The 24,843-nt window shown below is 61.8% G+C and carries 23 protein-coding genes and 1 pseudogene; 13 read left to right on the forward strand and 11 right to left on the reverse strand.

Features of this window, described 5'->3' with window-relative positions; all coding sequences use genetic code 11:
* The first annotated feature begins 479 nt into the window (after positions 1 to 479).
* From NE852_RS29885 to NE852_RS29910, 6 genes are all read left to right on the forward strand, one after another.
* Positions 480 to 2,543, forward strand: coding sequence for a bifunctional diguanylate cyclase/phosphodiesterase (locus NE852_RS29885; protein WP_258157197.1), 2,064 nt, complete (start codon positions 480 to 482; stop codon positions 2,541 to 2,543).
* Positions 2,544 to 2,593: 50 nt separating this feature from the next.
* Positions 2,594 to 3,847, forward strand: a complete 1,254-nt coding sequence (locus NE852_RS29890; RefSeq protein WP_008532095.1) for an ABC transporter substrate-binding protein — start codon at positions 2,594 to 2,596, stop codon at positions 3,845 to 3,847.
* A gap of 341 nt (positions 3,848 to 4,188) precedes the next feature.
* Entirely contained in the window at positions 4,189 to 5,523 is a 1,335-nt protein-coding gene (locus tag NE852_RS29895; RefSeq protein ID WP_258157179.1) for a TadE/TadG family type IV pilus assembly protein, read from the forward strand.
* A complete protein-coding gene (locus NE852_RS29900; RefSeq protein ID WP_008532093.1) occupies positions 5,523 to 6,050 on the forward strand; it encodes a TadE/TadG family type IV pilus assembly protein in 528 nt (175 codons plus the stop codon). The genes NE852_RS29895 and NE852_RS29900 overlap by 1 nt, the downstream gene beginning before the upstream one ends.
* 1 nt (position 6,051) lies before the next feature.
* On the forward strand, positions 6,052 to 6,636 hold the full coding sequence (locus NE852_RS29905) for a TadE/TadG family type IV pilus assembly protein (RefSeq protein ID WP_008532091.1): 585 nt from the start codon (positions 6,052 to 6,054) through the stop codon (positions 6,634 to 6,636).
* A 123-nt stretch (positions 6,637 to 6,759) separates the two neighbouring features.
* Positions 6,760 to 7,311, forward strand: a complete 552-nt coding sequence (locus NE852_RS29910; protein ID WP_008532090.1) for a hypothetical protein — start codon at positions 6,760 to 6,762, stop codon at positions 7,309 to 7,311.
* Between the two features lie 101 nt (positions 7,312 to 7,412).
* Here NE852_RS29910 and NE852_RS29915 read toward each other — a convergent pair whose 3' ends face one another.
* Together NE852_RS29915 and NE852_RS29920 are read right to left on the reverse strand one after the other, a co-directional pair.
* Complete coding sequence (locus NE852_RS29915; protein ID WP_008532089.1) at positions 7,413 to 8,252, reverse strand: hypothetical protein; 840 nt, start codon at positions 8,250 to 8,252, stop codon at positions 7,413 to 7,415.
* A gap of 104 nt (positions 8,253 to 8,356) precedes the next feature.
* Positions 8,357 to 9,409 carry a proline racemase family protein gene (locus tag NE852_RS29920; protein WP_008532088.1) on the reverse strand — a complete coding sequence of 351 codons (1,053 nt, stop codon included), beginning with the start codon at positions 9,407 to 9,409 and terminating at the stop codon, positions 8,357 to 8,359.
* Positions 9,410 to 9,668: 259 nt separating this feature from the next.
* Between NE852_RS29920 and NE852_RS29925 the strand changes: the two genes are divergently transcribed.
* Positions 9,669 to 10,670: an Ldh family oxidoreductase gene (locus tag NE852_RS29925; protein WP_008532087.1), complete on the forward strand. Its 1,002-nt coding sequence runs from the start codon at positions 9,669 to 9,671 to the stop codon at positions 10,668 to 10,670.
* A gap of 3 nt (positions 10,671 to 10,673) precedes the next feature.
* Here NE852_RS29925 and NE852_RS29930 read toward each other — a convergent pair whose 3' ends face one another.
* A complete protein-coding gene (locus NE852_RS29930) occupies positions 10,674 to 11,351 on the reverse strand; it encodes a GntR family transcriptional regulator (RefSeq protein WP_008532085.1) in 678 nt (225 codons plus the stop codon).
* Between the two features lie 225 nt (positions 11,352 to 11,576).
* On the opposite strand from NE852_RS29930, the gene NE852_RS29935 reads away from it, so the two are divergent.
* Entirely contained in the window at positions 11,577 to 12,359 is a 783-nt protein-coding gene (locus NE852_RS29935) for a pyrroline-5-carboxylate reductase (protein WP_008532084.1), read from the forward strand.
* Positions 12,360 to 12,415: 56 nt separating this feature from the next.
* On the opposite strand, the gene NE852_RS29940 is transcribed toward NE852_RS29935, so the two are convergent.
* Both NE852_RS29940 and NE852_RS29945 read right to left on the reverse strand, forming a co-directional pair.
* Complete coding sequence (locus NE852_RS29940) at positions 12,416 to 13,066, reverse strand: LysE family translocator (protein WP_008532083.1); 651 nt, start codon at positions 13,064 to 13,066, stop codon at positions 12,416 to 12,418.
* A gap of 205 nt (positions 13,067 to 13,271) precedes the next feature.
* Positions 13,272 to 13,820: a cupin domain-containing protein gene (locus NE852_RS29945; protein ID WP_258157180.1), complete on the reverse strand. Its 549-nt coding sequence runs from the start codon at positions 13,818 to 13,820 to the stop codon at positions 13,272 to 13,274.
* Positions 13,821 to 13,959: 139 nt separating this feature from the next.
* On the opposite strand from NE852_RS29945, the gene NE852_RS29950 reads away from it, so the two are divergent.
* Positions 13,960 to 15,294, forward strand: coding sequence for an aspartate aminotransferase family protein (locus NE852_RS29950; protein ID WP_258157181.1), 1,335 nt, complete (start codon positions 13,960 to 13,962; stop codon positions 15,292 to 15,294).
* A 48-nt stretch (positions 15,295 to 15,342) separates the two neighbouring features.
* Here NE852_RS29950 and NE852_RS29955 read toward each other — a convergent pair whose 3' ends face one another.
* A complete protein-coding gene (locus NE852_RS29955; protein ID WP_037173726.1) occupies positions 15,343 to 15,825 on the reverse strand; it encodes an Lrp/AsnC family transcriptional regulator in 483 nt (160 codons plus the stop codon).
* A gap of 106 nt (positions 15,826 to 15,931) precedes the next feature.
* Between NE852_RS29955 and NE852_RS29960 the strand changes: the two genes are divergently transcribed.
* Genes NE852_RS29960 through NE852_RS29970 form a run of 3 tightly spaced genes read left to right on the forward strand, consistent with a single transcriptional unit; the run spans position 15,932 to position 19,544 of the window.
* Positions 15,932 to 17,143 carry a diaminopropionate ammonia-lyase gene (locus tag NE852_RS29960; protein ID WP_008532080.1) on the forward strand — a complete coding sequence of 404 codons (1,212 nt, stop codon included), beginning with the start codon at positions 15,932 to 15,934 and terminating at the stop codon, positions 17,141 to 17,143.
* Positions 17,140 to 18,387, forward strand: coding sequence for a Zn-dependent hydrolase (locus tag NE852_RS29965; protein WP_008532079.1), 1,248 nt, complete (start codon positions 17,140 to 17,142; stop codon positions 18,385 to 18,387). The genes NE852_RS29960 and NE852_RS29965 overlap by 4 nt, the downstream gene beginning before the upstream one ends.
* Entirely contained in the window at positions 18,384 to 19,544 is a 1,161-nt protein-coding gene (locus NE852_RS29970; protein ID WP_008532078.1) for a M20 aminoacylase family protein, read from the forward strand. The genes NE852_RS29965 and NE852_RS29970 overlap by 4 nt, the downstream gene beginning before the upstream one ends.
* Positions 19,545 to 19,573: 29 nt before the next feature.
* Here NE852_RS29970 and NE852_RS32815 read toward each other — a convergent pair whose 3' ends face one another.
* Together NE852_RS32815 and NE852_RS32820 are read right to left on the reverse strand one after the other, a co-directional pair.
* Positions 19,574 to 19,795, reverse strand: a complete 222-nt coding sequence (locus NE852_RS32815) for a transposase (protein ID WP_052034571.1) — start codon at positions 19,793 to 19,795, stop codon at positions 19,574 to 19,576.
* Between the two features lie 47 nt (positions 19,796 to 19,842).
* Positions 19,843 to 19,914: pseudogene (locus tag NE852_RS32820) on the reverse strand (hypothetical protein); the annotation flags it as partial.
* 304 nt (positions 19,915 to 20,218) lie between these two features.
* On the opposite strand from NE852_RS32820, the gene NE852_RS29980 reads away from it, so the two are divergent.
* Positions 20,219 to 21,037 carry an alpha/beta fold hydrolase gene (locus NE852_RS29980; protein ID WP_008532075.1) on the forward strand — a complete coding sequence of 273 codons (819 nt, stop codon included), beginning with the start codon at positions 20,219 to 20,221 and terminating at the stop codon, positions 21,035 to 21,037.
* A 262-nt stretch (positions 21,038 to 21,299) separates the two neighbouring features.
* On the opposite strand, the gene NE852_RS29985 is transcribed toward NE852_RS29980, so the two are convergent.
* The 3 genes from NE852_RS29985 to alr all read right to left on the reverse strand — a co-directional run bounded on the left by NE852_RS29985 (position 21,300) and on the right by alr (position 24,837).
* On the reverse strand, positions 21,300 to 22,319 hold the full coding sequence (locus tag NE852_RS29985) for an AraC family transcriptional regulator (RefSeq protein WP_008532074.1): 1,020 nt from the start codon (positions 22,317 to 22,319) through the stop codon (positions 21,300 to 21,302).
* 82 nt (positions 22,320 to 22,401) lie between these two features.
* Complete coding sequence (locus tag NE852_RS29990) at positions 22,402 to 23,676, reverse strand: D-amino acid dehydrogenase (RefSeq protein ID WP_258157182.1); 1,275 nt, start codon at positions 23,674 to 23,676, stop codon at positions 22,402 to 22,404.
* A 30-nt stretch (positions 23,677 to 23,706) separates the two neighbouring features.
* The gene (gene alr, locus NE852_RS29995; protein WP_008532068.1) at positions 23,707 to 24,837 is read right to left on the reverse strand and encodes an alanine racemase; all 1,131 of its coding nucleotides are present in this window, start codon (positions 24,835 to 24,837) and stop codon (positions 23,707 to 23,709) included.
* Positions 24,838 to 24,843 lie beyond the last annotated feature (6 nt).

Raw genomic sequence — 24,843 nt, forward strand, 5'->3', positions numbered from 1 at the left:
TGCACTTTCCGCCATGAAGACGGGTTCGGGACGAGCCGAAAATCGCGCCATCAATTGGGATGGCATGCATCCAGGGGTGGATAATGTTCGATAATTCATATGTGCATGACCACAATTATTTTCGCATGCCGGCACTGAGAAACCGGGGCATCCGCACCATCCGGAGCAACTGACGCACAGGGCCGGGCCGCCGTCGGCTTACGGGCCGAGTGGGCGCTGCCGCATGGCTCAGATGCATTTTATATCCGGCGCGCCAGTGCTCGACGCGCGGACCTGGGCCATGACGGCCGATCTCTCATCATCGTGACGCAACTGTCCGACGCAAAGGCGTTCGGCTCCAGGCTGTGGGCCATAAGCAGCAGAGGACTTCAATGCGTTTTCGAGGACGAGCCGAATGGGCCGCACGCCGAAATCTGCTTAGCCGGCTTCATTTCTTTGGAGCGCGAACGGTGGACGGTACGGACTTGAAAAATACGGTGATGCCATCGGGAAAGTCCCATTCCTCCGTGGCGAAATACATCCGCTCCATCGGGCGGCACTACGTCATCGCCGTCGTCGTCATGACGGTTCTGATCGGGGCGACCTTCTTCACGGTCAAGGTGGCGCTCGACCGCCACTCCCTGCAGCAGAACATTAGCTATCTCATCGGGCGCCAGTTCATTCGCTTCCAGCAGCTTGCCAACCAGACGCGGGCGGTCATGCGGGCGTCGGCCGATCCGAATATGCCGGAATACATCCTCCGGCCGATGGTCGAGGACATTCAAAAGGCGATCGACGACATCCGCGCCATGAGCGTGCAGCTGGACGATCTCAACAGACAGGTGGAGGCGAACTTTCTCGAACGGCTGAATGGCCGTGACGCAGCCTCCGAAAAAATGCGCGTCGAGCTTGCCGGACGCCTGGAGGATTTCCTCCAAAGGGCAGAACGTGTCGTCTCGACGAAGCTGCAGGAGCGGCGGGAGCGCTACAGCTTCTGGGGGCCGATCGACTTCGCCGTTCCGTCCGACAGCATGCTCATGCGTCAGTTCAGCGCCGTGATCGAGAGCGCGCATGACCGAAGCGAAATGAGCATAGACCATGCCCGTCTCATCAGCGCGGTGCTCCTCAGCCTCACGGCGGCCACGCTCATCCTGGCAACCCTGATCCTCTTCATTCCGCTCCTGATCAAGTTGCGCACCGAGCACCGCCGGACGCTCGATTTCGAGATCAAGCTGACGCATCTCGCGCATACCGACACGCTGACGGGCCTCGGCAATCGGTCCTCCTTCAACGAGGCGCTGAACGAGCTGTTCGGCTCTCTCGAGCGGGCGGGCACGGGCTTTTCCATGCTGCTGGTCGATCTCGATCACTTCAAGGCAACCAACGATAATTTCGGCCATCCGGCAGGCGACGCAGTTCTGAACCATGTGGCCGACGCGCTGCAGAAGACGTTCCGCACAGGCGATTTCGTCGCGCGGCTTGGCGGCGATGAATTTGCCGCACTCCTTCCCGGCGTTACCGACGCGGCGGCGCTGGACGAAATCGCCGCACGCGCGGTTGCCGCAATCGCAACGGAATGCCAATTCGAGGGCCGGCTGCTGCCGGTTTCGGCCAGTGTCGGGGGCGCGATCGTGCCCGGCTATGCGTCCGACGAGGCGACCCTCATGCGCATCGCCGATCTGGCGCTTTATGCGGCCAAGGCCAAGCGCAATGCGGCCGTCATCTTCGATGAATCGTCATTCGCCCAGCGCCTGGAACAGAACCGGCTTGCGGCCGCCCTCGCCTTCGCCGCCGACCGTGACGAGTTCGTCGTCCACTACCAGCAGAAGGTCAATCTGCAGGCCGGCGAGCATCTCGGCTTCGAAGCGCTGGTGCGCTGGCGCCATCCCCAGCTCGGCATTCTGCCGCCCGGCCGCTTCCTGCCGCTCATGGAAGGCCACCTCATCCAAAGCATGACGCGCTGTATCGTCGAGATCGTCGCGCGCGATCTGAGGACATGGAAGGCGGCGGGACTGCGCGCGGGCTCGATCGCCATCAATCTGCCCGAAGCCCTGCTGGTCAGCGACGACGGCTACGACCTGATCGCGGCGGCGGTCAAGGCGAACCGGCTCGACTGGCGCGATTTTGCCATCGAAGTGACCGAAGACGTTTTTCTCAATCGCGGCGCCGAACAGATCGCCGAGACCATCTCCCGCTTCCGCAAACAGGGAGTGTCGGTCTCGCTCGACGATTTCGGCACCGGCTTTGCCTCTCTCGTGCATCTGCGCGACTTCCCCTTTGACGAACTCAAGATCGACCGCAGCTTCGTTGCCGAGATCGGCAAGGATATTCGATCGGAACAGATCATCCGGGCAATCATCGATCTGGCCCGTAACCTCGGCAAGCGATGCGTCGCGGAAGGCATCGAGGACGAGGTTCAGCGCGACTTCCTTCTGAACGCCGGGTGCGAGGTCGGCCAAGGGTATCTCTATGCCAAGCCGGAACCGGCTGATGTGGCGGTCGAACGATTGGCGCGCCGGCGGGCTCCGCGGAAGATCGCTGCCGTCGCGAAGATTGCAGGCTGAAAGCGCGGGCGCGGGACGATGCGGCAGGATCGATGAAAGAGGGGGAAAGAATGAAACGGGCGATCAAACGGGCATGGCTTGCCGTGGCTTTGGCCGCCGCGGCCCCTGCGGCGCAGGCTTTCGCGGAAGAGGGCCTGGCAGTGGACGTGGTGCATTTCTGGGTATCGAAAAGCGAGTCGGCAGCCCTCGACGTTTACCGCAAGGCCTGGGCTGCGGCCGGCAACCGGTGGGTCGACATGCCGGCGGAGAACAAGGTTGCCGTCCAGCGCGTGGTCAGCGATCGCATCGCGAACGGATACGCGCCGGCGGTGATCCAGTGGAACGCGAACTACGGCTCGCGCGAATTGCCGGAAATGGGCATCGTGCTCGACATAGACGAAGTCGCCAAGGCGGATCATTGGCAGGACGTCATTCCCGCGACGGTTCTCGACCGGATTTCCTACAAAGGAAAGGTCTACTTCGCGCCGAGCAATATTCACGCCGAAAACTGGCTCTGGACAAGCACGGCGGTGCTGGCCGAGGCGGGCGTGAAAACGCCGCAGTCCTGGGACGAAATCTTCGACGCGGCTGAAAAGATCAAGGCGAAAGGGCGCCTGCCGATCGCACTTGGCGGTACGCGATGGGAAGTGTCCCTCATCTTCAACGACATCATCTATCAGAAGTTCGGCCCGGAGGGTTATGCCCGCCTCATGAGCGGCGAGGCCGATCTGGTGCAGGACCCGCGCATGATCGAAGCCTTGGATGTGCTGCGGCGCCTGTCCAATTATGTGGAACCGATCGAGCAGCGAAAGGACAAGAGCTGGGCCGATGCCACCGCGGCCGTCGGCCAGGGCAAGGCCGGCATGCAATTCATGGGCGACTGGGCCAAGGGCGAGCTTGCCGCGCGCGGCTTCAACGTCGACAAGGATTTCGATTGCAGCCTCGCTCCGGGCACGTCGATCGCATATTTCATGGTGATCGACGCCTTTGCCTTCCCGCTGACAAACAGGGAGGGAACGCAGGAAGCGCAGCTGGCTTTCGCCCGCATGGTGCTCGATCGGGACAATCAGCTTGCGTTCAGCCGGACAAAGGGATCGCTGCCCGTGCGCACCGATGTCGATCCGTCCGGGCTCGATCGTTGCGGCAAGCTCGGCCTGGAGATGATAAAGGCCAGGAAAGGTGAAGTCAGCGCTCAATCCCAGGCCATGCCGAGCCAGGTGTCGGAAGGCTGGATCGGCGTCGTCGGCGATTTTTTCAACGACGGGACCATCACCGCCAAAGACGCGCAGCACCGCTTGCACGACCTCCTGACGCAGGCCGAATAGAGCTGCGCGAGAGAGGGAGCGCTTGCGGAGCTGCCCGCGGCGCTCGCCCGTTCCGCTCCATGACGGGCTCGGTGTTCCAACACGATCTTTGCCGAGATCCCCGGCGGTGTCGGCCACGGCTGCGAGCCGTGGTGACAGAGTTCGTGGGCTTTCAAGACCTTCCAGGATGAGACGAGGCGCCGGCCGCGAATATCCATAAGTCGCAGACCTATCCGATAAGCGCAGAAAACGGCGCGTCAGCAGCCTGAACTCAGCAAAAATATTACTAATTAACAGGGACTTAAGATTTCTGGATACATCCTGCTTTTGCTATTTTTCATGTGCTGCTTGATGGTGTTTTTTTGAAATTGGCTTTTTCATATTCGCCTGGTCGGCTCTTTCAAGCCCTTCGCAGTTTCGGAAAAAACAGAAACGGCAACGTCGCGATGATCGTTGCCCTCTGCCTCGTGCCGATGCTTGTCGCTGTCGGCGCGAGCTTCGATTACATCCGCAGCTACAATTCCCGCCAAAGGATGCAAAGCGACCTTGACGCGGCACTGATCGCCGCAGTCAAGCAGATCAACAACTCCGCGGACACGGAAGCGCTCAAGCGGAAGGTTTCCGACTGGTTCCACGCGCAGGTGGAAAGCAGCTACACGCTTGGCGCAATCGACATAGACACCACCAACCACAACATAACGGCGACGGCGAGCGGCACCGTTCCGACGACTTTCATGAAGATCGCCAACATCGAGACGGTCGATGTCAGCGTCTCAAGCGCCGTCAAGGGGCCGGCCACAGCCTATCTCAACGTCTACATCGTCATCGACACGTCCCCGTCGATGCTGCTGGCGGCGACGACTGCAGGTCAGGCGGCGATGTATTCGGGCATCAAATGCCAGTTCGCCTGCCACACCGGCGATTCACACACCATCGGCAAGAAGACATACGCCAACAACTATGACTACAGCACGGACAAGAAGATAAAGCTGCGCGCTGACGTCGCCGGTGACGCTGTCAGAGACGTGCTCGACATGATCGACCAATCCGACAAAAGCCATGAACGGATCAAGGTCGGTCTCTACAGCCTGGGAGATACTCTCTCGGAAGTTCTGAGCCCGACACTGAGCACGGATACGGCGCGAAACCGCCTGGCGGACCAGAGTTACGGCCTCACCAGCGCGACCTCGAAGGCTGCGACCTATTTCGACGTTTCGCTGACGACGCTCAAACAGAAAGTCGGCCCCGGAGGAGACGGAACTTCCGCCGCCTCACCGCTCAAGCTGGTGCTCCTCTTGACGGACGGCGTACAGTCGCAGCGCGAATGGGTGACCAACGGCTCGAGCTACTGGCCCAAAGTGGCGCCCCTCAACCCGGCCTGGTGCGCCTACCTGAAAAATCAATCCAACACGATGGCGGTGCTTTACACCGAATATCTGCCGATCACCACGGACTGGGGCTACAACGCAACCGTCGGCGCGACCATGGCGAGCGCCAACTGGAAGAACACCTGGGGCGGCACCATGGACAGCGGCGTATCCACAGGCATCACCCGGCGGGATTACATTCCCTATGCGCTTGCCGACTGCGCCTCTTCGAAGAGCCTGTTCATTTCGGCAGCGTCCTCGACCGAGATCACAGCGGGCCTGTCGGCGCTGTTCAACCAATATCTCTCTTCCGTTCGGCTGACCCAGTGATGCCGGGGAAATTGCTTGCACGGCCGCGCCGCCTGCTTGCCGACCGTAAGGGTGCGGCCGCGATCGAGTTTGCGATCCTCGCCCTGCCGCTCTTCATGATGATATTCGCGATCATCGAAGTGTCGCTGATGTTCTTCGTCAACTCGGCGCTGGACGCTTCGGTCCACAAGATCTCCCGGATGGTCCGCACCGGCGAGGTTGCCTCCTCCAAGATCACAATGGCCGATTTCAAAACGAGAATCTGCAACGACATGCTTTTCTCGTTCGGCTGCTCGGACAATCTCTTGGTCAAGGTGAACGTGCTTTCCGACCTGTCCTCTGCCACCAGCGCCAATCCGATCGACAAGAACGGCAATCTCGTCGTCACCGAGACCTTCGATATCGGCAAGGGCAGCGATTACGTCCTGGTTCAGGCGTTTCTGCCCTGGAAAACCGTCGCCAATTTCTTCAGCCTGTCGAGCGCCAGGCTGTCCGACGGCCGCTATCTCCTCGGCTCTTCGGCGCTCTTTCGCAACGAGCCGTTCTGACATGACCGGGAAACGGAGCCTGTCCTTCTTCCGCGTGGCCCGATCGCGCATCCGCCGTCTGGCGCGCGACCGGTCGGCCGCCTCGGGCGTGGAATTCGCCCTCGTGCTGCCGATCCTGGTGATGCTGCTGTTCGGCACCGTCGATCTCGGCCATGCCCTTACCGTCAGCCGGAAGATAGACGAGATCACTTCCAGCACGGGCGACATGATCGCGCAGCAGGGCACCTGGACGAAGTCCGACGTCGCCAAGCTCCTTTCCGGCGCCTCCTTCATCCTGCAGCCCTATGACACCAGTGGCCTGACGATCACCGTTGCGGTCGAAGACGTCGACAGCAGCGGCAAGGCAACGGTCAACTGGTCCGCGGCATTCAACACCTCGGCGCTCGCTTCCGGCGCGGCGAGCGCGATTGATATACCGGCAACGATACAGGAAACAGGCGTGCAGGTCGTGCTGACCCGGGTGCAATACAGATTGACGACACCGGTCTCGGCGTTCTTTTCAAACTTCACCGGACAGAACGGCTACGGCTTCGACCATCATTTCTTCAATCGTCCCCGGGTCAGCAACACGATCAAATACAACTGAGCCGCGGGCTCTGTTGAATCGGATCATTCGACCGACTCAATGACATTCACGCCGTTGTCGGCGGGCCGACAATGGTGCATTGCTTCGGCCGGTGGGCGGATCGGCTTTTCCTGGAGAATGGCAATGAATGATCGTGTATTTGAGGGGCGTGAAGTGATGGCGAGAAGAGTTTTCGGCGGCATGCGTCGGTTTGCTGTCACCATGCCGATCGTCCTCGCGGCGACGCTGTCTTTCTATGGCATTGCCGCGGCGGCGCCGGCCGATCTTCTTTGGTCGCAGGATCCGGGCAGCCGCTGCAAATTCGTGGCGCCGTCCTCCCTGACCAGCGGCCCCACTTTCTGGATCGGCGCCTGTATCGATGGAAAGGCGTCAGGCGAAGGAATGCTGCGCCGCAGGGACGGCGATAAGGCCGGCGCGGCTTTCTTCGGCCGCATGAAGGACGGTGTTCCCGAGATCGGCGTCGTCGATCTCGGCGAGGGATATAAAGCCGGCAGCTTCCGCGACGGCGACATCGGCGGGCAAGCAGAGTCCGACCCGCAGGAGAGGATAGACGCTTTCCGTATCGCGGCCGAAGCGGCGCGGCTGGTCGGCGCCAAATATGCCGCCGAGAAGAATGCCGGATCGGCCCGCCACTATGAAGAGCTTGCCAAGACCCTGGAACAGCAGACCGATTGAGTGGCGTCGACATGAGAGCCTCTGCATCCGCAGCTCTTCCTGGCAGGGTTATGGCTGCGCAGCTACGACTGTCACTTAGCCTCTAATAAGCGGCACGAGGTTTACCCGGCGAGCTTGACGATGCCGTAAGGATTGAATTTGAACTCGTCCACGTCATAGGTGGAATCGAAGGAAAGGCTTGCCTTGCGCTGCTTGAGCGTCGGCTTGAGGCCTTGCTCGGCGATCTCCTCGGCAACCGCATCGATGATGGCAACGACCTGCCTTTCGCTGCCTGATGTCTCCGGCACATAGACCTCCGGCAAGCCGACGAGATGGAAGCCGACGCTTTCCAGATAACCGCGCGCCGAGAGCGGCCGCTTCGCGAAAGCCAGGCGGCCGATCCGTTGCTCCGCGAGCGTGTCGCCAGCCTTCTGCGCTTCGGCTCCCTGCCGGATCAGCTCTCTCCATCGATCGATCCCGTGCGCGATGCCGGCGCTTTCGCCCTTCGCGGCGACCGCTCCCGCGCCGATCATCCGTTCGACCAAGCGGAGCGCCACCATCGAAACCTTCACCGTGTCGCCCTGCGCCATGCTCGGCCCGAGGACATAGAGAACGGACTGATGATCGGCGACGGCCTGCTCGTCCGCCGCATCCCACGCATCGGCCTCGACCCGGTCCCAGCAGACGTCGAACGACCGGCTCATCCGGTCATCCGGCTCAGCCTGGGAATAATCCTCGTCGACGCTGAACCCGGTAGCGAAATCGCCGATTGTCTTTGATGCCGCTTCGGACAAGACGCTCAGGTCGCGCTCCTTCCCGAGGAAACAGAGGACATGCCGGGGCGTCACCGATGACGCCTCGGCTTGCGCCGCCGCTTCCTCGCCGGATTCTTTGGCCGATGCCGCTTTCCAGCCGATCAGCGCCCAGATGGATGCGAGGAGCGCGCGACGCATGAGCTTCATGATGCCTTCCGTTCGGTCGATTGGTCATAGCTACGGTCTTGTAGCTTAGGAATTCCGAAACGAAAACAGGATCATGGGTGGCTATGCCGTCGCGCGCCCGATTTCTAAGCCCAGATATCTCCCGGGGTAAAACCTTCGGTGAAGGGATCGTCATTGTCGAGTACGAGCGTATTCAGGCCGGAGATCCAGCTGGTGCCGGTCAGCGTCGGGACGACGGCGGCTCTGTCGCCGATCCTGGCCTCTTCGACGAGCCGGCCCGTATAGACATTGCCGAGGATTCCCTGATGCCGGAAGTCCCGGTTGAGCGGCAGCTCGCCTTTCGCATGCAGGACCGCCATCTTCGCGCAGGTGCCAGTGCCACAGGGGCAGCGATCGAGCGCTCCAGTCCAGGTGGCGGGATCGTCCCAGGAAAGGTCGCCCGTGGCCATCGTCACCGTATTTTTCCAGTCGGCGTTCGGATCGTCCGTCGGCCCCGACAGCTGTGAGATCGTAATGCCGACGCCGGGATAATGCGGATGGGCAACCTGCAACTGCTCGATGGCCGCCTGCCGGATCATCGCGGAAACACGCGCGATCTCCCGCCCATGTGCCGGGATGAGTTCAAGGCCTTTGAACTGCCTGACATCAGCGATGACATAAAACATGCCGCCCCAGCCGACATCGACAGTGACCTTTCCAAGATGCGGCACGTCGATGACGGCATCAAGATGGGCGGCAAATGCCGGCACGTTCTTGAAGGTCACGCTCTTGACCTTGCCTTCCCTGCATTCGGCCTTGATGCGAATGAGCCCGGCGGGCGCTTCGAGTACCAGCTCGGTGACGGGTTCCTTCATCGGAAGCATGCCCATCTCAAGCAGGACCGTGACCACGGAGATGGTATTGCCGCCCGACATCATCGGATATTCGATCTGTTCCATGATGACATAACCGGCATCGGCCTCCGGGTGAGAGGGCGGCACGATGATGTTGCAGCAATGGGCGGGATAGCCGCGCGGCTCGCGCAGCATCAACTTGCGCAGCTGATCGTCATTGCTCTCCAGCCATTTCATCTTCTCATAAACGGAGTTTCCGGGAATGTGCGGAACGCCTCCCGTGATCACGCGCATCGGCGTGCCGGCGTGGGTATCGACCGCATGAATCGTTCTTTTGAATCCCATTTCTGCTTTCTCCTCTGTCCGGTTTCGAACTCGTTTTCATCAGCGCCTGCGATTTGCCTGTCAGCAAATCCGCGGCCCCATCTAGATATCGCCCGCATAATATCGTATACGATATCTGAAAATACCAACTCGTCAACCGGGGAACGCGGGGAAATCGACACAGCTGTACATTTCACCTGTCAGCGTTTCCCCACTTTTGATAAAGCAGCCTCAGAACGGCCCGGACCCGCGGCCAGGAGAGAAACAGGAGGAGATCAATATGTCGGAAGAGGTCGTAGTCGATCTGGCGAAAGCCGAGAGCCTGGCGATGCGTGCTTGCCTGGCGGCAGGCGCCAACGACGCCACCGCACGTTCCCTCGTGGACGCCACCTTGTCCGCAGCACTTTACGGACCGCCGGTCCTCGGGTTTCCGCATTTCGTGGATTACCTTGACAGCTTCCGCGAGGGCCGCATCAATGGCGATCCCGCTCCCACTTGCGAGCGTCCTTATCCCGCCTTCTACGCCGCGGATGCCGATCGGGGAATCGCACAGCTCGGTTTCGATCTTGCCTTCACGGATCTGGTAGAAGCGGTGCGCACGCTGGGAGTCGCGGTCTTCACCCAGAGGAACAGCTATACAACAGGAGAACTCGGTTATTACGTCCGCCGGCTCGCCGGCGAAGGGATTGTCGGCATCGCCGCGACCAATGCCAATGCGATGGTGGTCGCCAAAGCGGGTGGGCCTGCCGTCTACAGTACGAACCCGATGGCCTTCGGCTTTCCGCTGGGAGACGGATCGCCGCCTCTCCTGATCGACCAGGCGTCGAGCGCGACCGCCTACGTCAACGTGGTCGCGGCTGCAGCCGAGGGACGCAGCATTCCTCCGGGATGGGCCGTCGATGAAACGGGACAGGAAACCCAGGATGCCGCAAAGGCGCTCGGCGGAGCCCTCCTTCCCTTCGGCGGGCGCAAGGGCGCCAATGTGGCGCTGATGGTGGAAATGCTGTCGGCCGGCATGTCCGGCGGCCCCTGGTCATTGGATACGCCGTCTTTCAGATCGGGGAGCGTCAGCCCCGCTGTAGGCTTGACGGTTGTCGCGATGATGCCGGGGCGCGCCGATGACGGCCATGTGGAACGCGCGCACCGCCAAGCCGAGCGCCTTCAACGCCACGGCGTCTTCGTGCCCGGCGTCAGTGGTATCGAATATCCCAGGCCCGCGTCGGAAGGGCTGAAAATACCCCGCTCCGTGTTTGAGGCCATAGCGAAGATAGCGGGCGTCTGACGCCTAAAGGGATCTTTTCCCAGGCAGATGTTCGATCAGCGATTGGCACGCGCTCATGATGTGAGCGTAGACCAGTTCTGCTGCCCTCTCCTCATCCCGCTCCCGGCAGGCTTCGACGATTTGCCGGTGTTCCCGGTCCGCCGTCTGCTGGCCGTGCGACAGCGTCAACTGCACCCGGAGATATCGTTCCAGCCGGTCGTTGACCGAACGGATCGTGTTGACGAGGAAGGGCCGGCGGGCGTCCTCGTAAAGACGGCTATGGAAACGCCAGTTCAATTCCGACCAGCGGGCAACGTCGGTTTCCCCAGCGAAAGCATCGCAATAGGCGAGCGCCTCACTGAAAGTCTCCTGCGTCATATGCGGGATCGAGAGCTTGATGGCATTCGTTTCCAGGATCGCGCGCACCTCGAAAATCTGGGCGATCTCCGGCTCCGAAAGGCTTGTGACGATCGCCCCTTTGTTCCGATGAAATTCCACCAGGCCTTCGGCCTCTAGCCGTTTCAGCGCCTCGCGGACAGGGATCTTGCTGACATTAAACAGGCGCGCGACATCGTCCTGCCGGATCGGTTCGCCTTCATCCAGTGAGCCATCCGCGATCGAATCTCTTACATATTTCAGGATCACATCCGAGGCCGTGGGCGCCTTCCCGAGATCGGTCACCTGTGCGGTGTTGAATGGCATTCCCCAAGCTCCTCATGTCGGGACAAGATGGTGCTTGGGATATCGTAGACGATCTCTTTCCTCAAGCAGCACATCGGTCATAGCGTATCGATAGAGTTAGGCGGAGAATTACATTGCCGACAGGCTGTTTTTCTGGCCCAATGGCCCGGCGTCGAGAGAAAGACACCTGGTTGTCAGATAAATCGGAGCCTGCGGGACCGGCGCTCAGAACTGCGGAGGAATCACGTGACGATCGACAGCATCGGATTCGTCGGAACAGGCGCGATCACCGAGGCGATGGTTCGCGGGCTTCTTGCTGAACCGGCTTATGCTTCCGAGATTCACGTCTCTCCCCGAAGCGCACACATTGCGGAAACGCTGGCAGACGAATTCGCCGCCGTGAGAGTTTCCGAGGACAATCAGGACGTCGTCGATCGCAGCGACATGGTGTTCCTGGCGATCCGGCCGCAGGTCGCCGAGGAGGTCGTCCGGGCGCTATCGTTCAGGGCTGGCCAGACGGTCGTCAGCCTCGTGGCGGCGACGGAGCGTCAGGCCCTTATCGACTGGATCGGAGCCGACGTGCATCTCGTCCAGGCGATCCCGCTGCCCTTCGTCGCCAAGCGGCAGGGCGCGACCGCCGTCTATCCGCCCGATGAGGCCATCGCCGCACTGTTCGACACGCTCGGAACGGCCGTCCAATGCCAGTCGAGGAAGGAATACGATCTTCTCGCAGCCGCGAGTTCTATGATGTCGACCTATTTCGGGATCATGGAGACGGTTGCCGGCTGGCTGGAAAAAAGCGGCCTCGAAAGGGCGAAAGGCCACGCCTACATCGCTCCGCTCTTCGCAAGCCTGGCGCAGAAGGCCGCCAAGCCCGGCACCGAACCATTCAGCGCATTGAGCCACGAATTCGCAACCAAGGGCGGGCTGAACGAGCAGGTTCTCTCAGATTTCGAGAGGAAAGGCGGCATTGCCGCGCTGACCACCGCCCTCGACGGCGTTCTCTCCCGCATCGAGGGCAAGAACTAAAGCGCGTCGCAATTACGCATGTCGTTGACGGCGACTTCCAAGGGAAGCCGGACGGTCTATTTCTTATGATTGCCCGCAAAAGCGGCCGTCAAGCCAAGGCCGATGTAGACGAAACCACTGACCCAGCGCTCAGCCTTGAGATAGACGGGACTACGCTTCAGCCAGTTGCCGGCCGTGCCGGCAGCAAGCGCATAGGAGCTATCCGTCAGAACGCCAATCGCCGTGTAGAGAATCCCGAGAAAAGCGACCTGCATTGCCACTTGGCCACGGTCGACCTCAACGAACTGCGGCAGGAAGGCCAGAAAGAACAGCGCTGTCTTCGGATTGAGGAGGTTGACAATAAAGCCCTCGCGAAAGAGACGCATACGGCCACGCGCTGGCAAATCGCTGTCGACGCCGGCAATGTCCGAAGGGCCGAAGAGCTTCCTGAGGCCAAGCCAGATCAGGTAGGCCGCACCGGCATACTTCACGACGCTGAAGGCGAGCGCAGATGATGCCAGGAGCGCCGACAAGCCCGCAGCAGCGGCGACGACATGAACAAGTGTGGCCGTGTGGATGCCAAGGATTGAAACGAGGCCGGCAGAACGGCCCTGCTCGACCGAGCGCGCGAAGATGTAAAGGACTGCCGGTCCCGGTACGAGAAGCAGCAAGAGCGTGGCGCTGACGAACAGGCTGAGATTGGCCGCACTGGGAATTGCCAGATCCATGATTGTCTTGCTCCATTTTTCTGTCACAGCAGCGATAACATTGGACTGCGTCCAAGGCGAGATAAACCTGCGGTGTTATCGCCGATAGCGATTGCAAGGTGCGCTTTCAACTTCAGAACTCCGCCGTGAGCGACCTGATAGGGCTGACTGGCTGCTTTGACGCTTTCACATCGCGCCGCGCTTATGCGTCTATGCCTGGCAAGACCTAAAACGTCGGCGGCGTGCAGGCGCTGATGACCTCGCAGGGCACAGGCCCGACGCAGCGGAAGCGGTGCGGGCGCCGGCTTTCGAAATAATAGGCGTCGCCCGGCCCGAGGATACGGCGCTCGTCGCCGACAGTGACCTCGATCCTTCCCGACAGCACGATGCCGCCCTCCTCGCCTTCATGGACAAGCGGCACCTTTCCGGTGTCGGCGCCCGGCTGGTAGCATTCCTTGAGGATTTGCAGGCTGCGGCCGAAAAGGTTCTCGCCGACCTGCTTGTAGGAGATGGCGCCCTTGCCGATCTCCACCAGTTCTTCAGCCGCATAGAAGGCCTTTTTCGGCCGGTCGGGCTCGAAGGCGAAGAATTCCGCGAGCCCGATGGGGATGCCGTCGAGAATGCGTTTCAAGGCCCCGACCGAGGGATTGGAAGCGTTCGATTCGATCAGCGAGATCGTCGAATTGGGCACGCCCGTGCGCTTGGCGAGTTCGCGCTGGGAAAGCTTGTGGGCAAGGCGGAGATGACGCAGGCGGCCGCCGATATCAACTGACATTGGGTTCGTTTCTGTTGTTCAGAATATCGAAAATCTATCCTGCCGCGCATTGAATTTCAATGACTTGCATCGACAAAGAAAAGGACTTGTTTGCAGCCCGGAAATCGCCATCCTCGGGCCAATCCCAGAGGAGGCCGGAATGGACCAGATCAGCAAGACGAATGCGCCCGTACTCGAAAATTTCTGGATGCCGTTCACCGCGAACCGGCAGTTTAAGGCCGCGCCGCGGCTTCTCGCCGGCGCAGACGGCATGTATTACACCGACGTCGACGGAAACCGGGTTCTCGACGGCACGGCTGGGCTCTGGTGCTGCAATGCCGGCCACGGCCGCAAGAAGATCGCCCAGGCCGTCGAGCGGCAGCTTGCGACGCTCGATTATGCCCCGACCTTCCAGATGGGCCATCCGATCGCCTTCGACTTCGCCGCCAAGCTGGCGGCCAACGCGCCGGGCGGCGCTGAAGCCAAGCTCGACAGGGTCTTCTTCACCGGCTCGGGTTCGGAATCGGTCGATACCGCGCTGAAGATCGCCATCGCCTATCAGCGCGCCATCGGTCAGGGCACCCGCACGCGCATCATCGGGCGCGAGAAGGGATATCACGGCGTCGGCTTCGGCGGCATTTCCGTCGGCGGTCTCGTCAACAACCGCCGGGTTTTCCCGCAAATACCGGCCGACCATATGCGCCATACGCTCGACATCGAGCGCAATGCCTTTTCCAAGGGCCTTCCCGCCCACGGCGCGGAACTTGCCGACGATCTCGAGCGCCTGGTGCAGCTGCACGGCGCCGAAACCATCGCCGCCGTCATCGTCGAGCCGATGTCGGGATCGGCGGGCGTGATCCTGCCGCCGAAGGGCTATCTGGAGAAACTGCGTGCCATCGCCGACAAGCACGGCATCCTCTTAATCTTCGACGAGGTCATCACCGGTTTCGGCCGCCTCGGCACGCCCTTCGCGGTGGATTATTTCGGCGTCGTTCCCGATCTCGTCACTACGGCGAAGGGGCTGACCAACGGCGCGATCCCCATGGGCGCGGTCTTTGCCACCCGCAAGATTTATGACGGCCTGATGGTCGGGCCTGACAATGCGATCGAGCTCTTCCACGGCTATACCTATTCCGGCCATCCCGTCGCCTGCGCCGCCGGTCTTGCGACGATGGAAATCTACGAGGAAGAAGGCCTTCTCACCCGCGCATCGGAGTTGGCCGAACACTGGCAGGAGGCTCTGCATTCCCTTAAGGGCCTGCCCCATGTCGTCGATATCCGCAATCTCGGCCTGGTCGGCGCGGTGGAACTGGCGCCGAGAGCGGCATCGCCGGGAACCCGCGCCTATGACGTCTTCGTCGATTGCTTCAACAAGGGCCTGCTCATCCGCGTCACCGGCGACATCATCGCGCTTTCGCCACCGCTCATCGTCGAGAAGGGCCAGATCGACACGATCGTCTCGATCATCGGCGACGCGCTGAAGCGGGCGGCCTAGTCCCGCCAATCTCCAGCAATGCGGCGGCAGACCAGCCGCCGCATTGTGCTATCCGACCGGCACCTCAAGCCCGACCTTGACGCGATCCATCGCGACGAAGGTGCGGAAGCGCTTGACATTGTTGTTGCCGAAGAAGAGCCGCCGCGTCAGCGCCTCATAATCGGCCATCGACGGCACGATAATGACGAGAATGAAGTCCGATTCGCCTGTGACGTAATAGCACTGCTGGATCTCGGCGGCGGCGGCAAATTCGCTCTTGGCTCGCTCGATCTGCTCGGCCGTTTCGCTGATCACCTCCACCTCGACGAAGATCGTGATCGATTGCCCCAGAGCCTCCGGCTCGATGACCGAGACATCCGCCCGGATCACGCCCTCCTCCCGCATGCGCTTGATCCGTCGCTGCACGGCGGGCGCGGAAAGATTGACCGCATCGCCGATCGTCCGCTGCGGCGTTATATTGTCCCGCTGCAGAATGGCGAGGATCTTGCGATCGAAATCGTCGAGATGGGAGGGCTGAACGCGCTTGCTCAAATCCATGTTCCGATGAAACAAAATTGCAAATGAAGGCCTGAATATCAGCGCCTTTTTCGCTTTCATTGCAATAGAGTTCAGCGAAACCAAGAAATCGAGGTTCGCGATGCTTCTTCTGAACACCACCGCAGATTATCGTCAGCCGCTCAATCAGAGCGACGCGGAAACGCTCGGCGCCGCCGCGGCCGAGCAAGTGGAACGCCACCTCTCGTTTCGGGAGAACCATGCGCCGACACCGCTCGTCGCCTTGCCAGGACTGGCGCGAGAGATCGGCGTCGCCGCGATCCATGTCAAGGATGAAGGCCATCGCCTCGGCCTCGGAAGCTTCAAGGCGCTTGGAGGAGCGTATGCGGTGATCCGCCTCGTTCTCGAAGAGGCCGGGCAGCGGCTCGGCCGCGTCGTCGATATGGCCGAGCTGCATTCGGAAGAAGTCCGCGCCATCGCGCGCGGGATGACCGTTGCCTGCGCCACCGACGGAAACCACGGCCGCTCGGTTGCGCAGGGAGCAGAGCTCGTCGGCGCGCGTGCGGCAATCTTCGTCCATTCCGGTGTCAGCAACGAGCGCGTCGCCGCCATCGCCCGCTTCGGCGCGGAGATGATCCGCGTCGAAGGAACCTATGACGACTCCGTGCGGGAGGCCGCCCGCGTCGCCGAGGCCAAGGGTTGGACCATCGTGTCCGATACGTCCTGGCCGGGTTACGAACGGATTCCGGGCCTCGTGATGCAGGGCTATACCGCGCTCGTCAGGGAAGCGTTGAGACAAATGCCGGAGCCGCCGACCCACGTCTTCATCCAGTCCGGCGTTGGCGGCGTTGCCGCGGCGGTTGCCGGCCATCTGGCGATCGAACTCGGCGACGGGCGTCCCGTCTTCACCGTCGTTGATCCGGCCCGCGCGGCTTGCCTCTTCGAGACGGCACGCGCCGGACATCCCGTGACCATCGCCCATGGCGAACCGACCGTCATGGCAATGCTCGAATGCTACGAGCCTTCGCTTGTCGCGTGGCGGATTCTGTCCCGTGCCGCCGACGCCTTCATGACGGTGGACGAGGCGGATGCGACCGGGATCATGAACCGCCTGGCACGCCCTGTCGCCGGCGACCCGGCAATCGTTGCCGGCGAAAGTGGTGGCGTCGGGCTTGCCGGCGCCCTCAAGGCAATCGCAGATCCTTCAACCAAGGCGGCGCTCTCGATCGACCCGCGCTCCCGCATCTTCGTCGTCAACACCGAAGGCGCGACCGATCCCGGCAAATACGAAGAGATCACCGGATTATCGCCCGCCGCAGTCGCTGGGAAAAACCGCGAAGGGGCGCTGACATGAGCAGGCGATCGATCGATGCGGCGCGTCTTCTCGGGCGCATCAGCGCGCTTGGCGACATCGGCCGCGATGGCGACGGCCGGCTCGTGCGGCTGGCGGCTTCCGATACCGAAAAGCTCGGCCGCGACCAGTTCGTGGCATGGATCAGGGACGCGGGACTTGAGCTCGCGGTCGATCGCATCGGCAACATCTTCGGCATCTGGAAGCCCGATGACGTCACCGACGGTGCGCCGCTCCTGCTCGGCTCGCATATCGACACCGTCATCGGCGCCGGCATTTATGACGGCTGCTACGGCACGCTGTCAGGGCTTGAAGTGATCGAGACGCTGAAGACGGAAGGGCTGGCGCCGTCCAGGCCGGTCGTCGTGGCCGCCTTCACGAACGAGGAGGGCGTTCGCTATGCACCCGACATGATGGGATCGCTGGTCTATGCGGGCGGCCTCGATATCGATACGGCGCTTGCCGCTGTCGGCACCGACGGAACCATACTCGGCCGCGAGCTCGAGCGGATCGGCTATGCCGGCGACTACCCGCCGGGTTTCCTCAAGCCGTACGCCTATGTCGAACTGCATATCGAGCAGGGGCCGATCCTCGAGCGCGAAGGCATCCCCGTCGGTGCCGTCGAAGACCTTCAGGGCATTTCCTGGCAGCGGGTGACCATCACGGGTGACGCCAACCACGCGGGAACGACACCGATTTCCATGCGCCGCGATGCGGGCCATGCGGCGGCACGGGTCGTAACCTTCCTGCGCGATCGGGCGAAATCGTCGAACACGCCGACCGTCGCCACTGTGGGCTGCATGAGTTTCGAACCGAACGCGATCAATGTGATCCCGTCGCGGGCGACCTTCACGGTCGATCTCCGCGATCCGGACGAGGAACGCCTCAGAGAAGAGGAAGCCGCGCTTGCCGATTTCCTCGAAAGCCTGTCGGCCGAGGAGCATGTCGGGGTATCGGTGGAACGGCTCGCCCGCTTCGAACCCGTGAAATTCGATGAGGGGATCGTGACGCTCATCGAGAGGGCAGCGCGGGACCGAGGCCTCGCCTGCCGGCGGATGACCTCAGGCGCCGGCCACGACGCGCAGATGATTGCCAGGATTGCACCCGCGGCGATGATTTTCGTCCCGAGCATCGGCGGCATCAGCCATAATACGAAGGAATATACCGCCGACGAAGATCTCGTCGCAGGCGCCAACATCCTGCTCGACGTCGTTCGCGAGCTTGCCACGGAAGGGACACCCGCATGAGCATCGACAGGAACGCGCTTAACGACGAGATGACGGCCTGGAGACGCGATCTTCACGCTCATCCCGAATTCGGTTTCGAGGAACGGCGGACATCCGCCTTCGTTGCGGCCAAGCTGCGGGAATTCAGCTTCGACGAGGTCGCCGAAGGCGTCGGCGGCACCGGCGTCGTGGGAACGCTGAAGCGCGGCAGCGGCAATCGCGCCATTGCCCTGCGTGCGGACATGGATGCGCTGAGGATCACCGAACAGTCGGACCTGCCGTACCGCTCGCAGAACTCCGGCACCATGCATGCCTGCGGCCACGACGGCCATACCGCGATGCTGCTCGGCGCGGCCAAGATCCTGGCCGAGGAAGGCGGTTTCGACGGCACCGTGCGCTTCATCTTCCAGCCGGCCGAAGAATGGGGCAAGGGCGCGCTCACGATGATTGCGGACGGGCTCTTCGAGAGATTTCCTTTCGACGAGATCTACGGCATCCACAATATGCCCGGCCTCGGCGTCGGCAGTTTCCGCACGCGCCCTGGAGCGATCATGTCGGCCGAGGATAATTTCGAGATCATGCTATCAGGCGTCGGCGGCCATGCGGCGCGCCCGCACTGGGGCAACGAGGTGCTGGTCGCCGCCTGCGCGCTCGTGACCAATCTGCAAACCATCGTCTCCAGGCGGTTGGATCCGGCCGATATCGCCGTCGTCTCCGTCACCGAACTCATCACCGACGGCACGCGCAATGCGCTTCCCGGCCTTGCCCGCATTCTCGGCGATGCCCGCAGCTTCCATCCCGAGATCAGCGAGACGATCGAAAAGCAGATGCGCGTCATCGCCGAGGGCACGGCAATGACCTACAACGTCAGGGCCGAGGTTCTCTATACAAGGGAATTCGTGCCGCTGATGAACGATCCCGCCTTGACGGAAGAGGCCCTCGCCGTCGCGCATGAACTTTACGGGCCTTCGAACGTCGCCACCGAGAGCAAGCCCATGACCGGGTCTGAAGATTTTGCGCAGTTCCTTGCGAAGGTGCCGGGCTGCTTCGTCTTCCTCGGCAATGGCGAACACTCGTCGCCGCTCCATAATTCGAGCTATGATTTCAACGACGCCTGCCTCCTGCATGGTGCGGACTTCCATGCGGCAATTGCCCGTCGACGTCTCCAGACAGGCTGATGCCGGCGCGGGCCGCGTCGGGATGAGTCTTAGGCGGCGTGGCCAAATTTGAGCGAGTATCTGGCGGTGGCGAGATGGACCATGCCGAGGAAGCTGCTGGCCACTTGGTCGTAGCGGGTTGCGATGGCCCGGTTGATCTTGAGGTGGCCGAACATGCGCTCGATGCGGTTGCACTGTTTGTAGAGCGACCGGTGCCGTAGTGGCCGCTGTCCGCCATAATCCCGGCGAGCGTCACGGCTACGGTCTCCCAAACCCCGGCCTCGCTCCAACGCCGGAAACGGCGATAGATCGTGTTCCAGCTCCCATATTTGGACGGCACATCGCGCCACGGAGCACCCCACCGCAGCCGCCAGAGAATGCCTTCGATGATCGAGCGGTTCTGTTCAGGAGGCCTGCCTCGACCACGGTTTCAGGTTCGATAGGCAGCAAGTCCTCCAAAGCCCGCCACTCTACTTCTGTTAGATCACCCCGACTCAGGACCTTCCTCCGAAAGGCCGGCTTGACTCAACCAGTCCGTGCTATGTCAACTGCCAAGCGATGAGGAAAGGATGATCGGAACGAAGAGCCTTGCCTTCTCGGGCGGGGATTCCGCGATAGTCAATCGAGTTTCTCGCTGGAACGCCAGCGCCGGTGAGCGATGACTTTGTTCGCGGCTAATCTAAGGGAACTGAACAATGCCCACGATCACGACTACAGACGGCGTAAACATCTTCTACAAAGACTGGGGATCAGGTCAGCCGATCGTTTTCAGCCACGGTTGGCCGCTGACAGCGGACGACTGGGACGCCCAGATGACATTCTTCCTTCGTCACGGGTATCGGGTGATCGCTCACGACCGGCGCGGCCATGGCCGGTCCGACCAGCCCAGCACCGGCAACAACATGGACCGCTGGGTTGCCGACCTCGCGGCCCTGACTGAACACCTCAACCTGCGCGACGCGATCCATATCGGGCACTCGACAGGTGGCGGTGAGGTGGCTCGCTATGTCGCTCGCCACCAGGAGCGCGTCGCGAAGGCGGTATTGGTCGCTTCCCTGACGCCGAACATGTACCGGAGCGAGGAAAACCCGTCCGGTCAGCCGCCGGAGTGGTTCGAAGCGATCCGCGCAGGCGTGCTGGGCAACCGGTCGGAGTTCTACCGTTTCGTCCCTGAGAATCCGTTCTACGGCTACAACCTCGATGGGGCCAAGCCTTCGGAGGCAATCATCGCGAATTGGTGGCGCCAAGGCATGGCCGGCGGTGCCCTCGCTCACCACGCGACTGTCGACTCTTGGCTCGAAGATTATACCGAAGACCTCAAGAAGATCACCGTGCCGGTGCTAGTGATGCATGGCGAGGCTGATCAAGTCGTCCCGTTCGCAAGTTCCGTGCCGCGTGCGGTCGACCTGCTTAAGAACGGGTCGCTGAAAACTTATCCCGGCTACCCCCATGGCATGCTAACCACACATGCGGATGTCCTCAACCCGGACCTGCTCTCGTTCATAAGGTCTTGACGACATCTCTCATCCATCATCGTCTATGGCAAGCTTTTCGTGTTGTGAATTGAGGAAGGTTTGGGTTTCGGCGTAGTGACGAAGTATCGAACAAGAAGCTCAAACCCTCCTCGAAGATTCGTCGGCCAAGGCACCATCGAAGCGGCGGCCTGGTAGCGTTACTCTGACGGAGATCCACTCCGCCGTCGGCCTGCGCCTCGCTCCCTGCCTGCCCTAGGGCGCTTGAATGGCAATCGTGGCATAAGGAATTTGTCCACGCCGCCTAGCGTTTCAATGTCTGTGACGGCAGCTGGCCGAAACGCTTCCTGTACTCTCCGGCAAATCGCCCGAGGTGCGTAAAACCCCATCTGAGCGCGATGTCGGCGACGGCCTGGTTCGCGTCGGCCTCGCACAGCTCCCGATGGACGGCCAGCATCCTGATGTCATTCAGATATGACATCGGAGTCGTGTTCTTGAATTGCCGGAAACCCTGCTGCAGCGTACGGATACTGACCCCGGCTGCCGCGGCAATATCGTCGAGCGATGGCAGCGCGGCAACATGCTCCTGCATGAAGTCGATGGCACGTTTGACATGGCGCGGGGCCGGCGCCGGAGCGGCGCGCGCCAGCTCGTCCGAATAGCGATGCTGACAGGCCTCCAGAAGCAGGTAGATCGCCGCGTCGCAGAGCGAGCTGACGGCCAGCGGCGAGCGCTGCAGCAGGCTGCCGCGGCTGAGGCCGCTGTGGAGGTTCGAGACGAGCTGCAGCAAGACAAGCCCAGGACCGGCCGTCAGATCGAAGTGGGGATGAAAGCCGATATCGCCGCTGATCGTCCGCTCGAACATATTTCCGAGGCGCGTGACCATCTTGGCACGATCGACAAACAGGCAAAGATGGCGGCGGGGGCCGAAAATGCTGCTGCTCCCCGCATGGCTCGACTCCAGGATCAGACCTTTACCGGGCACCGAGTCTATTGCCTTTCCACCCCCTACGAAGGTCATATTCCCCGCAGTCGGCAGAAATACAGCTATCTTATCGACGACCCCTTCCCGCTGGCAGCGGATCGCGCCGTCATAGGAACAATCGCCGACGGTTACATCGTCCAGCGAGATGAAATTGCAGTGATACGCAATGCGCGCACGGCCTTCCGCCGTCACCTTGATCGGAGCTTTCGGCGTCGACAGCGCCTCCGAAAGCTGGTCCGGGTCCGTTCCGCTCCGTACCGTCTCCCGAAACGACATGCTCGCTATGACCCGCTGTTGGCTCAAGCTGTCGTGGGCATGCCAATCGGAACCAGCGGACATTCGTAACCTCTGAAAATCATGCTCAAAATTGATAAATGATTTTCACGGTCATTTTCAATCTCTTTGCGTTGCCTTCACGCCATCATCGATAGCGGCTGACGGCAAGGTCCGTCGCGTCGATCTCGGGCATGCGGCCGCCGACGAGATCGCAGATCAGCCGCGCCGACCCGGTGCTCATGGTCCAGCCGAGCGTGCCGTGGCCGGTATTGAGGAAGAGGCCGGCGACCTTTGTCGGGCCGATGACCGGCGTCCCGTCAGGCGTCATCGGGCGCAGGCCGGACCAGAAGGAAGCCTTGGAAACATCGCCGCCCGGGAAGAGGTCGGTGACGGAATGCTCCAGCGTGCTGCGCCGGGCGAGCCCGAGATCGTTGGTATAACCGGAGATTTCAGCCATGCCGCCGACCCGGATGCGGTCGCCGAGCCGGGTGATCGCGATCTTATAGGTCTCGTCCATGACGGTCGATTCCGGCGCGCGGGATGCATCGGTGATCGGGATGGTGAGCGAATAGCCCTTGACCGGATAGACCGGCAGGCTGATGCCGAGGGGTTTCAGCAGCAGCGGCGAATAGCTGCCGAGCGCGACCACGACTGCATCCGCGCTGATGCGCTCGCGCTCGCGATCGCCATCGCGATGGCGAGCGGTGATAACCCCGCGCACGCGGCCGGCCTCGACATCAAGCGCCTTGATCGTCGTGCCATAGGCGAAACGGACGCCGAGCGCTTCGGCTTTGGCGGCGAGCGCATTGGTGAACTTGAAGCAGTCGCCGGTTTCGTCCTTCGGCGTCAGCAGGCCGCCGACGATCTTGTCGCGCACATGCTTCAGCGCCGGTTCGACGCGGATGCAGCCGTCCCTGTCCAGCACCTCATAGGGAATGCCGTCGGCGGCGAGCGCCTTGACGTCCTTTGCCGAAGCATCGAGCTGCTGCTGCGTGCGGAACAGCTGCAAGGTTCCCTGCATGCGCTCGTCATAGGCGATGCCGGTTTCCGCACGCAGCTCGGCGAGCGCGATGCGGCTGTAGTCGGCAAGGCGGAGCATCCGGCTCTTGTTGATCGCGTAGCGCTCGGAGGTGCAGTTCGACAGCATCCTCGTCATCCATGAGAGCATGGCCAGGTCGAATTTCGGACGCAGGATGAGCGGCGCATGTTTCATGAACAGCCACTTCATGGCCTTCATGGGAATGCCGGGCGCTGCCCAAGGCGAGCAGTAGCCGAAGGAGACTTCGCCGGCATTGGCGAAACTCGTCTCCAGCGCCGGCCCCGGCTGGCGGTCGACGACCGTGACCTCATGACCGGCCTTTGCAAGCTGATAAGCGGATGTGACGCCGAGGATGCCGGCTCCCAGAACGATGACTTTCATGATGTTCCCAATAGTGGAGCCGTCGGATGCTCAGCGATATTGCCTGTCGTAACGGTCGCCCAGGCCGGTTAAAATTTCGTAGGCGATGGTGTCGGCGTCGCGCGCGACGTCTTCGAGCGTCTGATGCGGACCAAGCACTTCGACGAGGCTGCCGAAGGTCAGCGCACCTTCCGGCAGGGCCGAAATATCGATGGTGATGCTGTCCATCGACACGCGGCCGACGATCGGCAGGCGGATGCCCTTGAAATAGACGGCGCCGCGGTCGCCGAGGCAGCGCGGCAGGCCGTCGGCATAACCGGCGGCGATGGTGGCAAGACGCATTTCCCGCTGCGCGACATGCGCGGCGCCATAACCGACCTTCGTGCCCGCCGGCACGGTGCGCGTCTGCACGACGGCGACATCGAGGCTGACGACAGGCTCCATCGGATTTTCTTCGCCGGCATTCGGAGCGCCGCCATAAAGCGCGATACCGGGCCGGGCCAGCACGCCGTGATAGGCATCGCCCAGGAAAACGCCGCCGGAATTGGCAAAGGATATGTCGAAGCCGGGAAATTCATCGGCGACGCGGGACATTTCGGCAAATTGCTCGCCATTCTGCTCGCTGCCCATGTCGTCGGCCGAAGCCAGATGGCTCATGATGAACAGGATTTCGATGTTGCTGCCGTCGCGAAGGGCTGCGGCCAGCTCCGACCTCTCCTCCTCGGGAAAGCCGAGCCGCGACATGCCGGTATCGAATTGGAGCACGGCCGGCAGGCAGCGCTTCAGCATCCGTGCCGCAGCCGACCATTGCCGCCACTGGGCAAACGAATTCAGAACCGGGACGATACTCATTTCGGCGCAGGCGATTTCATTGCCAGGCTGCAGGCCGTTCAGCACGAAGATCTGAGCGTCCTGCGCAAGGGCCGGGCGAAGCCGCACGGCCTCGACGAACTGGGCGACGAAGAAATGCCGGCAACCCTCGCCGTAAAGCGCTCTCGCCACACGTTCGGCGCCGAGGCCATAGGCATCGGCTTTGACGACGGCGCCCGTGCGGGCCGGCGTCAGCATCGATACGAGCTTGCGATAGTTGCGGCCGAGTGCGGCAAGGTCGATCGTCAGATAGCCCGTGGCTCCCTGGGCCGTGGCAGCGCGTGTGCGGGAAATCAAAATATCGCTATCCATGTCCGC

Origin of the sequence: Rhizobium sp. Pop5 (assembly GCF_024721175.1) — a bacterium.
Lineage (GTDB): Bacteria > Pseudomonadota > Alphaproteobacteria > Rhizobiales > Rhizobiaceae > Rhizobium.

Excerpts from the sequence above, each read along its gene's own strand:
- NE852_RS29885 (WP_258157197.1), top strand. The coding sequence starts at position 480 with ATGCCATCGGGAAAGTCCCATTCCTCCGTGGCGAAATACATCCGCTCC.
- NE852_RS29890 (WP_008532095.1), top strand. The coding sequence starts at position 2,594 with ATGAAACGGGCGATCAAACGGGCATGGCTTGCCGTGGCTTTGGCCGCC.
- NE852_RS29900 (WP_008532093.1), top strand. The coding sequence starts at position 5,523 with ATGCCGGGGAAATTGCTTGCACGGCCGCGCCGCCTGCTTGCCGACCGT.
- NE852_RS29905 (WP_008532091.1), top strand. The coding sequence starts at position 6,052 with ATGACCGGGAAACGGAGCCTGTCCTTCTTCCGCGTGGCCCGATCGCGC.
- NE852_RS29910 (WP_008532090.1), top strand. The coding sequence starts at position 6,760 with ATGAATGATCGTGTATTTGAGGGGCGTGAAGTGATGGCGAGAAGAGTT.
- NE852_RS29915 (WP_008532089.1), bottom strand. The coding sequence starts at position 8,252 with ATGAAGCTCATGCGTCGCGCGCTCCTCGCATCCATCTGGGCGCTGATC.
- NE852_RS29920 (WP_008532088.1), bottom strand. The coding sequence starts at position 9,409 with ATGGGATTCAAAAGAACGATTCATGCGGTCGATACCCACGCCGGCACG.
- NE852_RS29925 (WP_008532087.1), top strand. The coding sequence starts at position 9,669 with ATGTCGGAAGAGGTCGTAGTCGATCTGGCGAAAGCCGAGAGCCTGGCG.
- NE852_RS29930 (WP_008532085.1), bottom strand. The coding sequence starts at position 11,351 with ATGCCATTCAACACCGCACAGGTGACCGATCTCGGGAAGGCGCCCACG.
- NE852_RS29940 (WP_008532083.1), bottom strand. The coding sequence starts at position 13,066 with ATGGATCTGGCAATTCCCAGTGCGGCCAATCTCAGCCTGTTCGTCAGC.
- NE852_RS29945 (WP_258157180.1), bottom strand. The coding sequence starts at position 13,820 with ATGTCAGTTGATATCGGCGGCCGCCTGCGTCATCTCCGCCTTGCCCAC.
- NE852_RS29950 (WP_258157181.1), top strand. The coding sequence starts at position 13,960 with ATGGACCAGATCAGCAAGACGAATGCGCCCGTACTCGAAAATTTCTGG.
- NE852_RS29960 (WP_008532080.1), top strand. The coding sequence starts at position 15,932 with ATGCTTCTTCTGAACACCACCGCAGATTATCGTCAGCCGCTCAATCAG.
- NE852_RS29965 (WP_008532079.1), top strand. The coding sequence starts at position 17,140 with ATGAGCAGGCGATCGATCGATGCGGCGCGTCTTCTCGGGCGCATCAGC.
- NE852_RS29970 (WP_008532078.1), top strand. The coding sequence starts at position 18,384 with ATGAGCATCGACAGGAACGCGCTTAACGACGAGATGACGGCCTGGAGA.
- NE852_RS29980 (WP_008532075.1), top strand. The coding sequence starts at position 20,219 with ATGCCCACGATCACGACTACAGACGGCGTAAACATCTTCTACAAAGAC.
- NE852_RS29985 (WP_008532074.1), bottom strand. The coding sequence starts at position 22,319 with ATGTCCGCTGGTTCCGATTGGCATGCCCACGACAGCTTGAGCCAACAG.
- NE852_RS29990 (WP_258157182.1), bottom strand. The coding sequence starts at position 23,676 with ATGAAAGTCATCGTTCTGGGAGCCGGCATCCTCGGCGTCACATCCGCT.
- alr (WP_008532068.1), bottom strand. The coding sequence starts at position 24,837 with ATGGATAGCGATATTTTGATTTCCCGCACACGCGCTGCCACGGCCCAG.